The organism is Paraburkholderia aspalathi (genome assembly GCF_905220735.1).
Classification (GTDB): domain Bacteria; phylum Pseudomonadota; class Gammaproteobacteria; order Burkholderiales; family Burkholderiaceae; genus Paraburkholderia; species Paraburkholderia aspalathi.
Map to the genome: position 1 here is coordinate 252,765 of NZ_CAJNBA010000005.1, position 15,396 is coordinate 268,160.

13 protein-coding genes are annotated in these 15,396 nt (G+C 62.3%); 4 read left to right on the forward strand and 9 right to left on the reverse strand.

The features are described from left to right. Position 1 precedes the first annotated feature (1 nt). The 5 genes from KHO30_RS27780 to KHO30_RS27800 form a co-directional block, all read right to left on the reverse strand. Positions 2 to 2,107 (reverse strand): site-specific recombinase, encoded by a 2,106-nt coding sequence (locus tag KHO30_RS27780; RefSeq protein ID WP_211702935.1) that lies wholly within the window; start codon positions 2,105 to 2,107, stop codon positions 2 to 4. Positions 2,108 to 2,818: 711 nt separating this feature from the next. Then, positions 2,819 to 3,535 carry a PqiC family protein gene (locus tag KHO30_RS27785; RefSeq protein ID WP_211702936.1) on the reverse strand — a complete coding sequence of 239 codons (717 nt, stop codon included), beginning with the start codon at positions 3,533 to 3,535 and terminating at the stop codon, positions 2,819 to 2,821. Next, complete coding sequence (locus KHO30_RS27790; RefSeq protein WP_093644597.1) at positions 3,532 to 5,190, reverse strand: PqiB family protein; 1,659 nt, start codon at positions 5,188 to 5,190, stop codon at positions 3,532 to 3,534. Before KHO30_RS27790 ends, KHO30_RS27785 begins: the two co-directional genes overlap by 4 nt. Continuing rightward, on the reverse strand, positions 5,183 to 5,833 hold the full coding sequence (locus tag KHO30_RS27795; RefSeq protein ID WP_211702937.1) for a paraquat-inducible protein A: 651 nt from the start codon (positions 5,831 to 5,833) through the stop codon (positions 5,183 to 5,185). Before KHO30_RS27795 ends, KHO30_RS27790 begins: the two co-directional genes overlap by 8 nt. 7 nt (positions 5,834 to 5,840) lie before the next feature. Beyond that, positions 5,841 to 6,596, reverse strand: coding sequence for a paraquat-inducible protein A (locus KHO30_RS27800; RefSeq protein WP_211702938.1), 756 nt, complete (start codon positions 6,594 to 6,596; stop codon positions 5,841 to 5,843). Positions 6,597 to 7,044: 448 nt separating this feature from the next. On the opposite strand from KHO30_RS27800, the gene KHO30_RS27805 reads away from it, so the two are divergent. The 4 genes from KHO30_RS27805 to KHO30_RS27820 all read left to right on the forward strand — a co-directional run bounded on the left by KHO30_RS27805 (position 7,045) and on the right by KHO30_RS27820 (position 10,401). After that, a complete protein-coding gene (locus tag KHO30_RS27805; protein WP_093644601.1) occupies positions 7,045 to 7,605 on the forward strand; it encodes a cytochrome b in 561 nt (186 codons plus the stop codon). An 8-nt stretch (positions 7,606 to 7,613) separates the two neighbouring features. Next, positions 7,614 to 8,177, forward strand: coding sequence for a YceI family protein (locus KHO30_RS27810; RefSeq protein ID WP_093644603.1), 564 nt, complete (start codon positions 7,614 to 7,616; stop codon positions 8,175 to 8,177). Between the two features lie 83 nt (positions 8,178 to 8,260). Next, complete coding sequence (locus KHO30_RS27815) at positions 8,261 to 8,830, forward strand: YceI family protein (RefSeq protein WP_093644721.1); 570 nt, start codon at positions 8,261 to 8,263, stop codon at positions 8,828 to 8,830. Between the two features lie 293 nt (positions 8,831 to 9,123). Continuing rightward, complete coding sequence (locus KHO30_RS27820) at positions 9,124 to 10,401, forward strand: MFS transporter (protein ID WP_211702939.1); 1,278 nt, start codon at positions 9,124 to 9,126, stop codon at positions 10,399 to 10,401. A gap of 89 nt (positions 10,402 to 10,490) precedes the next feature. Here the strand turns inward: KHO30_RS27820 and secF are convergent, their stop codons facing one another. The 4 genes from secF to tgt form a co-directional block, all read right to left on the reverse strand. Further along, complete coding sequence (gene secF, locus KHO30_RS27825) at positions 10,491 to 11,441, reverse strand: protein translocase subunit SecF (RefSeq protein ID WP_211702940.1); 951 nt, start codon at positions 11,439 to 11,441, stop codon at positions 10,491 to 10,493. Between the two features lie 18 nt (positions 11,442 to 11,459). Next, positions 11,460 to 13,508 carry a protein translocase subunit SecD gene (secD, locus tag KHO30_RS27830; RefSeq protein WP_211702941.1) on the reverse strand — a complete coding sequence of 683 codons (2,049 nt, stop codon included), beginning with the start codon at positions 13,506 to 13,508 and terminating at the stop codon, positions 11,460 to 11,462. Between the two features lie 118 nt (positions 13,509 to 13,626). Next, entirely contained in the window at positions 13,627 to 13,956 is a 330-nt protein-coding gene (gene yajC, locus KHO30_RS27835; protein ID WP_007179286.1) for a preprotein translocase subunit YajC, read from the reverse strand. 205 nt (positions 13,957 to 14,161) lie between these two features. Continuing rightward, entirely contained in the window at positions 14,162 to 15,367 is a 1,206-nt protein-coding gene (gene tgt, locus KHO30_RS27840) for a tRNA guanosine(34) transglycosylase Tgt (RefSeq protein ID WP_093644611.1), read from the reverse strand. Positions 15,368 to 15,396: the final 29 nt, after the last annotated feature.

Consider the following 15,396-nt stretch of genomic DNA (forward strand, 5'->3'; position numbering starts at 1 on the left):
TCTACTTGCTCTGAGGCGCCGCTTTGGCCGGCCATACCAGCTCCAGCGGATGCCTGAACACTCGCTGCCAGATCGCGCCGCGCAGCGAGCGCACCGCATTGCGCCGCAGGTCGCGCGATTTCACCGCCATGTAGAAGGCGAGCGCGAAACTCACGGCCACGTTGAGGATCGCCATGCTGCCGACACCCGCGACCGCCCACCAAAGCTCCGGCAACTTCAACGCGTCCTTGCCGAGCACACCGAGCGCGATACCGATCGAACCGGCGCTGAGCGTGACGTGACGCACCTCGAAAGTGAAGGCGAAGGCGGTGAGGATCGCCGGCACGAGCCCGAGCATCAGGCCGAGCGTGATATTGCCCACGACGCCCGCCACATTCGAGCGGCAGAACGCGGCGAGCCGGGCGGTGCCGGCCGCGCCGAGCGTCATGCGCAGGCGCCGGTTGTAGGTGAGCGCATCTGCCACGCGATGCAGGACGAACCAGTTGTCCGCCCAACCTGACAGCAAACTCGACGACCACAGCAGCACGCCCGTCAGCGCGGCGTAGAACGGCGTCGGCCCGAGCAGAGAGAATGAGTGCAGGGTGGCGTGGGCCTTCTCGGGCGAAATGATGTTGGCGTTGAAGAGCGCATGCCACGCCCATTGCACGCCGAAGCACACCGGAAACACCAGCATCACGTTGCCGAGCACCGCGGCTGCCTGCGTGCGCATCAATGCGGTCACCGAACTCACGAAGCTGTCGACACCCGCCGGCGTGCCGACGCCGTCCAATTCGCGGGCGAGGGTGGGCGCCGTCATCGCCGGTTGTTTGGTGGCGAGCGAGAAGTGCAGGAAGTGCATCAGCAGGAAGCTCGCCGCGTAGTTGATGCCGGCGAGCAGGCCTTCGAACATCGATTGCAGATGCGCGCCGGTGATGGCGAATTTCACGCAGACCGTGACGACGGTCACGAGCCCGCCGCCGGCCGCCATGCGCAGCATCTTCAGGTATTCGGCGCGATCGCGGGCGATGTAGTGTTCGCCGGTATCGGCGCTGTATTCGACGACCTTGCGCGCGAGCAATGAGAAATTGCTGCGTACGAGGTGCGCCACGCTTTGGCTCGCGTGATTCGCGTTCACCAATTCGGCGGTTAGACGTGCGCCGGCATGCGGATCGTCCTGCGCCATCCAGGCGTTCAGCAGGTGCTCCGCGCGCACGATACGCATGCGCATCCGTTCGACTTGGAACACGATATCGACGCTGACGCCGTTGCGATAGAGATGGGCGAAGACGTTGTCGGTGGCGCTGCGGCATTCGTCGAGCAGGAGGCGCAGATAGTTGACCTCATGCAGCAGCTTCTCTTGCGGCGAGCCTTCGCTGACGGCTTGATGGGCTGCTTCGACAGCGAGCATGGCGCGCGTGAGCCGGTAGAACGGCTGCTTTTCCATGGCGACGCGCACATCGCCGGCATCGCCGACGTCGACTTCACCGAGACGGCTGCGGACGGTTTGCGACAGGCCGGTCGAGCTGATCTGGCAGGTGAGGTTGTGCAGGGCGGCCAGCAGGTCGAGCGAGAACGGGGTGGTGTCGCGTAGTTCGCTGTCGTCCTGTTCGTAATCGAAGAGCGTGCGGATGCGGGTGAGCAGATCGGTGGGCAGATTGGCGATCCATTCGGCGTCGCGTTCCTGGCTGAACATCAGGGTGACGATTGCTCGCAGGTCGCGGCGGTTTGGTGCGGGCGGGATCAGGGAGGCTTCGAGGCGCTCGAAGAGGGCGCCGAAGAAGCCTGAGTGCACGGGCATGCCTGCATCGCAGAGGAGCGAGAGGCCGTCGCTTTCGCGCAGGAGCGCGCGGAGAATCCCGGCGACGTTGCTCTTCCAGGCTGGGTTGCGGTCCAGCACATTGAGCATGTAGCGGATTCTTGTGTGAGCTGGGGAAGGGCTGGCGGTGCCTGGTTGTTCGGGGTGGACTGCGCGGCCGCGGTGGATCCAGTGGGCGAGTTCGATCAGCCATTCGCTACGGTCTGGGTATCGTGCCGTCTTGTCGGCGATCGCTAGCAGCGCGTCTAGCTGGTGGCCGCTGTCGCGGGAGGCGCGCCATTTTTTTACTAGGGTTTTGAATGAAGTGAGCATCTCTTGGGGTTTTTTGCCTGCGGTGCTTGTTTGTCTGTGTTCTTAGGGCTTTGGCCTTTCCTTGAATTGTTAGTGGTCTATTAGCGTTCCCCCTGTGCGGGGGGGCACCTACTTTTCTTTGCCGCCGCAAAGAAAAGTAGGCAAAAGAAAGCGGCTAGAAGCCCCTGCTAAGCGGGCACCGTGGGTTGCCTGGGGTAGTGGTGCGACTGGAATCCGTGCTCTCGCACATTCGGCGCTAGTGACAAAGGAGTCATCAGCTCCCACTCCGCACTGCGTGCGTCGCGGACGGGTCTGCATGGGAAACCTCCTGCTTCGGTTGAGGGCCGTGGGAGCCGTCGGCTTCGCCTCGGCGAGGCGCCTCTGCACTCGCGCCAGAAACCCGATGGCGAGGCGCGAACGTGAAAACGTGGCGATCGGTTTTATGAATGGCTCTTCGGCGCGCGCAGCGCCGCCGGAAGTATGACGCCCTTGTCACAAGCTTATGCACGGGCACGAGCACAGATTCCAGATGCACCACTACCCTGAGTGAGCTGCGAGACCCGCTTAGCAGGAGCATCTAGCCGCTTTCTTTTGCCTACTTTTCTTTGCGGCGGCAAAGAAAAGTAGGTGCCCCCCCGCACAGGGGGAACGCTAATAAACCACTAACAAATCAAGGAAAGGCCAACGCCCCAAGAACACTGACAATAAGCGCCGCGCAGGCAAAAACCCCTCTCAGCTACTAACAACAGCAGAAGGACAAGCCGGCACAGCAACAGCAACCCCCTTCCCAGCAGAACCACCCTTAGGCGCCACAGCCGCCATCATCTGCACAGCAGCAGCAACCTGCACAGCAATCCGCTGCAACGCCACGCGATGCCCATTAACAAGTGCATCGTAGCCGCCGCTAACCGTCTCACTCACCACACTCCGACAGGTCATCACCCCAGTACCACGTACAGCCCTAACACTCCAGACCGCATCGATCAACGCATGCGACCCCGGCCATGACTCGAACCGCTGCACATTCATGCTGACCCGGTACACCGGCGTCGTATCCGGATACGCAGTGCCATACACGTCAATCGTGCCCAACTGCTGCGTCAGACTGGTCGACAAAGCCCGCCGAATCTCGTCACCCGGCAACGAAGCCCATCGCTCCTGTTCAAGCACCTGGACCTGCGTCGGTCCCGTCTGCACCACCAGCTGATTCTTCGCCACCTGCGGCGGCACATCGATCGGCGCGACTTCGATCAGCCACGCCGGCGCAGCCGAAGTCCGGGCGCTAACCGGCGCCGCGGCGCCAGCAGGCGCGCCATCGGCGCCGAGCGTATAAAAGCGGCTGCTCGGCGACGAACACGCCGCCATCGCCACCAGTCCGGCCAGAGCGCCGACATAAACAGCGCCGCGCACGAGCCCGCGCGGCGGGCGGGGGAGCCGGGCAAACATCATGGTTTATCTCCTGATTTACCGCGCAACAGCGATTCCGGATGACGCTCCAGATAATCCGACAACGCATTCAGCGACTGCAACGTGCGTGTCAGTTCCTGCAACGCCTGATGAACATCCGACTGCAACGGCGAGTCCTGCTGCAACGTCGCCTCGGCCGAACCGAAGGTCTGCTTCGCCGCGGCCAAGGTGTCGCGCGCTTCCGGCACGACTTCCTTGTCGAGTCGCGTGAACAGCTGGTCGGCGTTCTTCAACGCGCTGTTCAGGTTCGAACCGATCTGGTCGAACGGCACCTTGTCGAGCTTCTTCGCAATGTCGGCAACCTGCACCTGCAGTTCGTCGAGCGAGTTCGGAATGGTCGGCAACTCGAGCGGATCGCCCGTGACGTCAACCGTGGCCGGCGGCGCTTTCGGGAAGATATCGAGCGCCACGTACAACTGGCTCGTAATCAGATTGCCGGTGCGCAACTGGCCGCGCAGACCATGCTTGACGAGTTGTTGCAGCAAGGTTTGACCCGCGAGGCTGCCCGGTGTCGGCGCGGTTTCGCGGAAGCGCTTGCCGAGGCGGTCCGGGTACAGGTTCATCGTCACCGGCATCGTGAAGCTGCGCGTCTTCGGATCGTAGTCGATGCCGATGTTGGTCACCTGGCCCAGCACGATGCCGCGGAAGTCGACCGTCGCGCCGACCGACAACCCGCGCAGCGACTGATTGAAATTCATCACCACGCGCAACGGCACGCCGTCGGGCTCGCGCATCGCGTCCTGTTCATCCGAGCCGAGGCGGAACGTCATGTTGTTCGGCGCCTGCGCGCCCACGCCCTGGCCCGGCGGCGACTGGAACGACAGGCCGCCGACGATCACCGTCGCAAGCGACTGCGTATTCAGCTTGAAGCCGCTCGAGTCGAGCCGCAGATCGACGCCGCTCGCATGCCACCAGCGCGAATTGGTGCCGACGTACTGGTCGAACGGTGCGGACACGAAAACCTGCATCGTCACGCCGGTGCCGTCCTTGTCGAGCGAGAAGCCCACCACCTGGCCGACCTGCACACGCCGGTAGAAAATTGGCGAGCCGATGTCGATCGAGCCGAGCGAGTCGCCGTGCAGAATGAACTGGTGGCCCTTCTGGTCGCCCGTAATAGGCGGCGGCGTTTCGAGGCCGACGAAGTTCTTCTCGGTGTCCGGTGAATGGCCGGCGTCCGCGCCGATGTACGCGCCCGAGAGCAGCGTGGTCAGGCCCGATACGCCGCTCGCGCCGACGCGAGGGCGGACCACCCAGAAGCGCGAATCCTTGACCGCGAAGTCTTCACCTTCCTTGGTGAGCTGCACCTGAACCAGCACGTGCGACAAATCTTTCGAGAGCGTGATGGTCTTCACCGAGCCGACGTCGACGTCCTTGTACTTGACCTTGGTCTTGCCGGGCTCGAGGCCTTCGGCGCTGGTGAACGTAATCGTGATCGTCGGGCCTCTTTCGGTCACCGACTTGATCACGAGCGCGAGGCCGATCAGCGCGGCGATCAACGGAATCACCCAGACGAGCGAGGGTAGCCAGCGGCTCTTCGGCTCGATGTCGGGGTCTGGCAGTTGGGGCGGCAGCTTGGGTCCGTTCGAATCGTTGCGCGGCGCATCGGAGGCGGGCGTCGGTCCTTGCGGGCTAGTCATGGTCGAGGTCCTGAGGTTTTGTAGTACTGCCTTCCACGTTGTCCCAGATGAGCCGTGGATCGAATTGCATGGATGCCATCATCGTCAGAATCACCACCGAGCCGAAGGCGATCGCGCCCGGGCCGGCCGTGATCACAGCAAGCGACTTGAAACGGACCAGCGCGACGGTCAGCGTGACGACGAACACGTCGAGCATCGACCAGCGCCCGATCCGTTCGACCATCCGGTACAACGTGGTGCGTTGCTCCGGCCGCCAGCGCGAGCGGCGCTGCGCGGTGGCGGTGAGCAGCACCAGCACACTGAGCTTGAGCATCGGCACCATGATGCTGGCGATGAACACGATCACGGCCAGCGGCCAGTCGCCCGAGGTCCAGAAGTACACGACACCGCTCATGATGGTGTCGTCTTCCGAACCGAGCAGCGACGCCGTATGCATCACCGGCAGCAGATTCGCGGGAATATACAGCAAGGCGGCGGCGATCAGCAGCGCCCACGTGCGCATCAGGCTGTCGGGATTGCGCCGGTGCAGCACCGCGCCGCAACGGCTGCAGTGCTGCGGCGTGACGGAGCGGATGCGCGGCTCGACACGCCCGCATGCATGGCAGGAGACGAGGCCCGCGCGCTTCGCGGTGACGTATTTCATCGTGCGCTCATCCCTGATGCGGGGCCGGCGGCGCGCCCGGCGGTAGGGCGGGTTGCGATCCGCCTTGCACTTCCGGTGGCGCGGGCGGCCCGGCGACCGAACTGACGGCAGCCGCCGCGCTGTCCGCGGAAGTACGCGGCAACGGCCGCTGACCGCGTTCGCCCATTTCGTCGGCGAGATCCCACAGCACGCGCGGATCGAACGTGACGACCACTGCGATCATCAGCGTCAGCACGCCGAACGCGAATAGCGCCGCTTCCGGAATCACGCGCGCGAGACTCACCATCTTCACGATGGTGATCAGCACGCCGAGCATGAAGACTTCGATCATGCCCCACGGCCGCACGAATTGAATGGCGCGCAACACACGGTTGAAGGCGGGTGGCACGTAGCCCGAGCGCAGCGGGATCAGCACATAGAGCAGCGCGACCAGTTCGGTCAGCGGGAACAGGATGGTCGAGCAGAACACCATGACCGCGACGATCTGCATGTCCTCGCCCCATAACGCGACGAGCGCGCCGAACAGCGTGGTTTGCGAGGTGATGCCGTTGGCATCGAGTTCGACGATCGGGCAGGCTTGGGCGATGACGAAGGTGATCAGCGCGGCCAGCGTCATCGCACAGATGCTGTCGAGCTTGCGGGAGACGCCCCGATAGAGCGTCGCGCCGCAGCGCGGACAGCGCGCGACCATCCGTCCGACAAGCCGGGGCTTGCGGAACAGCGTATCGCATTCATGGCACGCGATCAGGTTGTCATGGTCCATACGGCAGAAGGGCTAACGACGTGATGGGAGGCGTGCAATGCCCGTTTCAGGGCAGGGCTGCAGAAAGCGTGGAGCAATAGTACCAAACGCGCTTCGCCGAGGGCAGGCCGTTGCTTCTCGCGCAAGCGCCCGGCCAGGCGGCTTCGGAATCGGAATAGTCTTACATAAAAGCTTACCTCTGACACCGTCCGGCCCTAATTGTTCAATACCGTTCTGCTCGCGGGAAAACTTTCCGGGTGCTGGGCTCTGCATGAGACCGGAGTAAGCGCTGAAGCGCTAACTCTGGTCGACACTGCCAGCTTTTTCCGCTTGCGGTAGCATGGCGGCCTTGGCGTGTGCCGCAGCCGCCATGTTTTCTATCGCGTCGCGCAATGCAGCATGCATTGGCGGGCGTGGAATAGCAGGGCCGACTGCGCCGTTAACCTCTCTTAGCTTGCGTTGACCTGTCATGGCACACAATCCTTCTTTCGGTGGCCGGGAATCGTACACGCGGACTGCTATTGCCCTTCACTGGCTGATCGCGCTGCTGATCGTGTGCGGCTTCTCGCTGGGTTGGGTGATGACCGACATCCCCGGCTTCACGCCCACCAAGCTGCGCTATTTCTCCTGGCACAAATGGATCGGCGTGACGGTGTTCGCGCTCGCCGTGCTGCGCGTTCTGTGGCGCGCCACCCATGCGGCCCCGCCGATGCCGCGCCGCATGCCGGGCTGGCAGCGCGGCGCCGCGCATCTCACGCATCTGTTGCTGTACGTGCTGATGATCGTGATTCCCGCTTCCGGCTATCTGTATAGCTCGGCGGCCAACATCCCGGTGGTGTACCTCGGCCTGATTCCGCTGCCGCGCCTGATCGCACCGGACCCGCATCTCAAGGAGTTGCTGAAGAACGTGCATATCGCCCTGAATTACACGTTGCTCGTGCTGGTCGCATTGCACGTTGCGGCGGCCCTGAAGCATCAATGGTTGGACCGCGACGGCCTGCTGTCGCGCATGCTCCCTTTCATCAAATAAGGATAACCATGAAAGTTTCGTTTTATCGCTACATGCTCGCCGCGTTCGCTGCGGCCTCGCTGACCGCCGCCGGCAGTGCGCTGGCCCAGGTCGACGTCGCGAAGAGTTCGGTGACGGCAACCTCGAAGCAGATGAACGTGCCGGTGGAAGGGAAGTTCGGCAAGTTCACCGCACAAGTCAAGTTCGACCCGGCAAAACCGGCCGACGGCAGCGCGCAGTTCAGCATCGACGTGGCCAGCTACGATCTCGGTGACGAAAGCTACAACGATCAGGTGCGCGGCAAGGACTGGTTCGACGCGAAGACGTATCCGACTGCAACCTTCGTATCGAGCGCGATTGCGCCGGCCGGTGGCAATCAGTTCAAGGTCACGGGCAAGCTGACCATCAAGGGTAAATCGCAGACCGTCGTGGTGCCGGTTACGGTCACCCAGCAGGGCGCGAACCAGACGTTCGACGGCTCGCTGCCGATCAAGCGTTCGCAATTCGATATCGGCACCGGCGAATGGAAGGACACCTCGGTGGTGGCCGATGACGTGGTGATCAAGTTTCATATCGTTGCAGCACACAAGTGACGTTCGCCGCGCTCTCTGGGCGCGGCCGCTTTCCTTCAAGTCGGGAATTCCGGAACCATAAGGAGCATGAATTGAAAACATCCCTGTTGATCGCCGTCGGCGCACTGGCTTCTTCTTTCTCGCTCGGCGCGTTTGCTGCTGCCGACACCTATCAGCTCGACCCGACCCACACGTATCCGAGCTTCGAGGCGGATCACTTCGGCGGCCTCTCGGTGTGGCGCGGCAAGTTCACCAAGAGCTCCGGCACGGTCACGCTCGATCGCGCAGCGAAGACCGGCACGGTGGACGTCACGGTTGACCCGGCTTCGGTCGAAACCGGCAACACCAAGCTCGACGAGCATCTGAAGACGGACGCCTTCTTTGATGTGGCCAAGTATTCGTCGGTGACCTACAAGGGCACCGATATCAAGTTCGACGGCGACAAGCCGGTCCAGGTGGTCGGCAGCCTGACGATGCATGGCGTGACCAAGCCGCTGAATCTGACGATCGAATCGTTCAAGTGCATGCAGCATCCGGTGCTCAAGCGCGAAGTGTGCGGCGTGGAAGCGAGCGCGCATTTCAACCGTAGCGATTACGGCATGGATTTCGGCGCCAAGTACGGTTTCAGCATGGATACCAAGCTGCATATTCAGGCCGAAGGCATCAAGCAATAAGCGCTGTAACGAGCCTTTTAGCCGGCTCGTATTCAATGTCGCTTATGGTGCGGCCGTTGCGTCGCAACAAAAAAACCGCTTCGTTCGCTTTTGGGATGAAGCGGTTTTTTTTTATTGCCTGCCTGAAACGCCGGAAGCCTTGTGCAATGGCCGCGAGCGATTTGCCGCTCGCGTCGTTTTAATTTTTCAGGTACATAGAGCGCTGACACCGCATTGGTTGTGCGCGCACCCAGTTCGGCAAGATCCAGCGTAAAACCTACGTTAATAATATTTCGCGCGCATTGGAGATCTGCATGAATACAACGACAGCGGCAAGCCTGGCGGGGAGTCGGCGGAATTCGTGGCGCGCGGTGGTCGCCGCCTCGATCGGCAACGCGCTGGAATGGTTCGATCTGGTGGTGTACGGCTTTTTCGCGGTCACCATCGCGAAGCTGTTTTTCCCGGCGGGTAACGACACGATCTCGCTGCTGCTGACGCTCGGCACCTTCGGTGTGTCGTTCTTCATGCGGCCGCTCGGCGCGATCGTGATCGGTGCCTACGCCGACCGCGCCGGACGCAAAGCGGCGCTCACGCTGTCGATCCTGCTGATGATGTGCGGCACGCTGATCATCGCGCTTCTGCCGACGTATCAGAGCATCGGCATTGCCGCACCCGTGATTCTCGTGGTGGCGCGCCTGATGCAGGGCTTTTCGGCCGGCGGCGAGTTCGGCAGCGCCACGGCTTTTCTCGCGGAACACGTGCCGGGGCGGCGCGGTTTCTTTGCGAGTTGGCAGGTCGCGAGCCAGGGGCTCACAACTTTGCTTGCGGCCGGTTTCGGTGTGCTGTTGACCGGCAAGCTGTCGCCTGAGCAGATGGCCTCGTGGGGCTGGCGCGTGCCGTTCTTCTTTGGTCTTCTGATCGGACCGGTCGCATGGTATATCCGCACCAAGCTCGACGAAACACCCGAGTTCCTCGCGGCGGAAACCACCACAACGCCGCTGCGCGACACGTTCGCGAGCCAGAAGCTGCGTCTCGTGATTGCGATCGGCGTGGTCGTGCTCGGTACCGTGTCGACCTATCTGGTGCTGTTCATGCCGACTTATGGCGTGAAGCAGTTGGGGCTGGCGCCTTCGGTTGCGTTCGCGGCGATTGCGCTGACCGGTGTGATCCAGATGGTGTTTTCGCCGCTGGTCGGCCATCTGTCGGACCGCCACGGGCGCACCACGATCATGCTGATCTCGGCGCTGTTGCTGCTCGTACTGATCAATCCGGCGTTCGTGTATCTGGTCGCGCATCCGACCTTCGGCACGCTGATCGCGCTGCAGGTGGTGTTCGGCTTTCTGATGACCGGCTACTTTGCGGCGCTGCCGGGTTTGCTCTCCGAGATGTTCCCGGTGCAGACGCGTACGACGGGCATGTCGCTGGCCTATAACATCGCCGTGACGATCTTCGGCGGCTTTGGGCCGTTCATCATCGCGTGGCTGATCAGCTTCACGGGGTCGAAGGCGGCGCCGAGCTACTACATGATATTTGCCGCGGTCGTGAGCTTGGTGGCGCTGATGGCGGCGCGGCGTAAGCTCGGGTTTCGCTAACGCGCGGCAAAGGCGATAAACGCGGTAAACGTAAAAGGCCGGTTCGAGAGAACCGGCCTTTCTTATTGCTACGTCTGACTACAGCAAGCTCAAACTTGCGCGCCTGCGTTTGGATCGTCCGGATCGACGCGTTCCTTCTTGTCCTTGATCAGATCTTCGCGCTTCACGCCGAGCCACATGGCGAGCGCCGCGGCCACGAATACCGACGAGTAGATACCGAACAGAATACCGACCGTCAGCGCCAGAGCGAAGTAGTGCAGCGTCGGGCCGCCGAACAGGAACATCGACAGCACCATCATCTGCGTACAGCCGTGGGTGATGATCGTGCGCGACATGGTGCTGGTAATCGCGTGGTTGATCACCTCGATCACGGTCAGCTTGCGTTCGCGGCGGAAGGTTTCACGAATCCGGTCGAAGATAACGACGGATTCGTTCACCGAGTAGCCGAGCACCGCGAGCACGGCGGCCAGCACCGACAGCGAGAACTCCCACTGGAAGAACGCGAAGAAGCCGAGAATGATGATCACGTCGTGCAAGTTAGCGATCACGCCGGCTACTGCATATTTCCACTCAAAGCGGAACGACAGGTAGATCACGATGCCGACCACCACACAGGCCAGCGCGAGCAGGCCGTCGGTTGCGAGTTCCTTGCCGACCTGCGGGCCGACGAACTCGACACGCTGCAATTGCACTTCCGGCGTCTCGGCCTTCAGCGCGCCCATCACCTGGTCGCTCTGTTGAGCTGACGTGTAGCCCTGCTTGAGCGGCAGACGGATCAGCACGTCGCGCGAGGTGCCGAAGTTCTGCACTTGAGCGTCGGCATAACCGAGTTTGCCGAGTGTGCCGCGCACCGGTTCGAGCGGCGCCGCACCCGGATACTGCACTTCGATGACGGTACCGCCGGTGAATTCCACCGAGAGATGCAGCCCGCGATGCAGCAGGAAAAACACAGCAGCGACGAACGTCAGCAGCGAGATTGCGTTGAACAGCAACGCACGCTGCATGAACGGAATGTCTTTGCGAAAACGGAAAAATTCCATGGTCTTGTTCTCCGGGACTCAGCGGGATGAACCCGGTTTCTGCGGCGTGTTCGACGAACCCGACGCATCGCGACGGCGCACGGTCGGCTTGGTGCGCGCCTGGGCCGTAGCTTTGGTCTTGGGCTTGGCGCTTGCCGCAGCGACGGCACGTGCAGTGTCGGTCGCGGCGTCTTCATTGCCGAGGTAAGCGGCGGCGCCGTCGATACCTTCCGGTTGCGGACGCCACACCTGGCCAATAGCCAGCGACTTGAGCTTCTTCTTGCCGCCGTACCAGAGGTTGACGATACCGCGCGAGAAGAACACAGCCGAGAACATCGAGGTCAAGATGCCGATACAGTGGACCATCGCGAAGCCGCGGACCGGGCCGGAGCCGAAGGCGAGCAGCGCGAGGCCGGCGATCAGCGTGGTGACGTTCGAGTCGAGAATCGTCGCCCATGCATGCGCGTAGCCGTTCTGGATCGCCAGTTGCGGCGGCGCGCCGTGGCGCAGTTCTTCGCGCACGCGCTCATTGATCAGCACGTTCGCGTCGATCGCCATACCGAGCGCGAGCGCGATAGCGGCGATACCCGGCAAGGTGAGCGTGGCCTGCAACATGGACAGCACGGCGATCAGCAGCAGCAGGTTGACCGACAGGCCGATCATCGAGATCACGCCGAACAGCATGTAGTACGCGATCATGAAGACGGCGATTGCCACGAAGCCCCACACCACCGAGTGGAAGCCCTTCTTGATGTTGTCCGCGCCGAGGCTCGGGCCGATCGTGCGTTCTTCGATGATGTCCATCGGCGCTGCCAGCGAACCGGCGCGCAGCAGCAGCGCGAGGTCGGCGGCGCCTTGCGGCGTGGCCTGGCCGGTGATCTGGAAGCGGTCGCCCAGTTCCGACTGGATGGTCGCCACCGTCAGCACTTCGCCCTTGCCCTTTTCGAACAGCACCATGGCCATCGGCTTGCCGATGTTGTCGCGCGAGACACTGCGCACCGCGCGGCCACCGGCCGAGTCGAGGCGGATGTTCACCGACGGACGCTGATGTTCGTCGAAGCCTGCCGACGCGTCGATAATGCGGTCACCCGTGAAGATGATCTGCTTGCGCAGCAGCACCGGCGTCTGGTTGCCTTGGGTGAATAGCTCGTCACCTGGCGGCACCGGATCGGACGGATTCGGATGCGTGTTGACCGGGTCGGCGAGGCGCGCTTCGAGCGTTGCCGTACGGCCGATGATGTCCTTGGCCTTCGCCGTGTCCTGCACACCCGGCAGTTCGACGACGATACGGTCCGAGCCTTGTTGCTGGATCACCGGTTCGGCCACGCCGAGTTCGTTCACGCGGTTATGCAGCGTGGTGATGTTCTGTTTGAGCGCGGCGTCCTGCACGGCTTTCTGCACCGCCGGCGTGAACGTGCCGACCAGTTGCACACCGCCGTCCGGGTTCGCTTGCGAGGTCCACTGGAGTTCGCTGATGCCGCGGCCCAGTTGCTTGGATGCGGCGTCTGCCGTGGCCTGGTCGGCGAAATTGATCACCACCGTCTGGTTGACGCGGTTTACGCCACCGTCGCGGATGTTGTTGTCACGCAGCATGGTGCGTGCATCCGAGGCGTCGGAGTCGAGCTTCTTGTTGAGCGCGCCGGCCATGTCGACCTGCAGCAGGAAGTGCACGCCACCGCGCAAGTCCAGACCGAGGTACATCGGCAGCGCATGCAGGGCGGTCAGCCAGCGCGGCGACGCGCTTTGCAGGTTCAGTGCGACGATGAATTGCGGGTCGGTCGGGTCGCTGTTAAGCGACTTCTGCAGCAGATCCTTCACGCGCAGTTGCGTGTCGGTGTCCAGCAGGCGCACGCGGATGTTCGCGTTGGTCGACGAGTTGTCGAACGTGACTTCGTCAGGCTTGATCTGATTGGCGGCCAGCGCCGTTTCGACTGCCGACAGCGTGGTCGAGTCGAGCTTGACCGTTGCCTTGCCGCTCGACACCTGCACCGCCGGCGCTTCGCCGAACAGATTGGGCAGCGTGTACACGAGGCCGATGACCAGAGCCACCAGCATCACGGCGTATTTCCAGAGGGGGTAGCGATTCATGAGTGGTCCAACGGGAAGGTTGGCTTGGAAGCGATGCGTCCGGCGATGAGCGCGGGCAGTTCAGCGTTGTGCTGCGAGAACTGCCGGCGAGGCCGCGCCGGACGCGAGAGAGCAGGCCTTACAGCGACTTGATCGTGCCCTTCGGGAGAATCGTCGTGACCGACGCTTTTTGCACGGTGATTTCCGTGCCTTCCGAGATTTCGACGCCGACGTAAGCTTCACCTACCTTGGTCACCTTGCCGACGATGCCGCCATTCGTCACCACTTCGTCGCCCTTGGCCATGGCGGCGAGCATATTGCGGTGTTCCTTCTGGCGCTTCATTTGCGGGCGAATCATGATGAAGTACAGCACGCCGAACATCAGGATCAGCGGCAGGAAACTCATCAGGTTCGATTCAATGCCACCTGTTGCTGTGCCTTGGGCAAAGGCATTGGAAATGAACGACACGTTGGTCTCTCCGTTATAAATCAAAACGATCAAAAAAATCAGCCGGTTATTCTACCACTGGCCTGACAGGGGTCGGCGCGGCGAATCGGCTTTCCGATCAACCGTTTAAGGCCTTTTTGCCGTGCGCGAAAGTTAATTGTAAGGTTTTCCGCGCGACGCCAGCAGATTCCTCCGGCAATTTCGTCAGCTGATTCCCAAATGCCGGCTAATCGATGCCGCGCGCGCGGTCCTCGTGGAAGCGCTTGCGGAAAGGCTCGAACAGTTTTGCGTCGATCGCGTCGCGCATTTCCTGCATCAACTCGAGGTAGTAGTGCAGGTTGTGAATCGTGTTCAGCTGCGCACCGAGGATTTCCCCTACACGATGCAGATGGTGGAGGTAGCCGCGTGTGAAATTTCGGCAGGTGTAGCAGCCGCATTGCTCGTCGAGCGGGCGCAGCGAGTTCTTGTGCGCGGCGTTGCGGATCTTGATGTCGCCGAAACGGGTGAAGAGCCAGCCGTTGCGCGCGTTGCGGGTCGGCATCACGCAGTCGAACATGTCGACGCCGGCGGCCACGCCCGCCACCAGATCTTCCGGCGTGCCGACGCCCATCAGGTAGTGCGGTTTGTCGGCCGGCAGCTTCGGGCCGATATGGTTCAGCACGCGCATCATGTCTTCTTTCGGCTCTCCGACGGACAGGCCGCCGATCGCGAGACCGTGGAAGTCCATCTCCGCGAGACCCGCCAGCGACTCGTCGCGCAGGTCTTCGAACATGCCGCCCTGGACGATGCCGAACAACGCGTTCGGATTGCCTAGGCGGTTGAATTCGTTAATCGAGCGTTGGGCCCAGCGCATCGACATGCGCATCGAATCGGCAGCTTCCTGATGCGACGTCGGCACGTTGTTGGTCGCGTAGGGCGTGCATTCGTCGAACTGCATGACGATGTCCGAGTTCAGCACCTTCTGGATCTGCATCGACACTTCCGGCGACAGGAAGAGCTTGTCGCCGTTGATAGGTGATGCGAACGTGACGCCATCTTCGGTGATTTTGCGCAGATCACCGAGTGAAAACACCTGAAAACCACCCGAATCTGTCAGGATCGGCTTCTTCCAGCCCATGAAGCCGTGCAGGCCGCCGTGAGCCTCGATCGTCTCCAGGCCCGGGCGCAGCCACAGGTGGAAGGTGTTGCCGAGGATGATCTGCGCGTGCATTTCTTCGAGCTCGCGCGGCTGGACCGCCTTCACCGTGCCGTAGGTGCCGACCGGCATGAAGATCGGCGTTTCGACCACGCCATGATTCAGCGTAACGCGCCCGCGGCGTGCCTGGCCGTCGGTGCCGAGCAGTTCGAATTTGAGGCCGTTGTCAGGGCGCTCGCCGTGGCTCGCGCAGGTGCTGCAGGTACCGCTTGTATCGTGGGTATGACCGTCGGTCATGGGGGACTCCTGTGCTACCGGAGAACAGT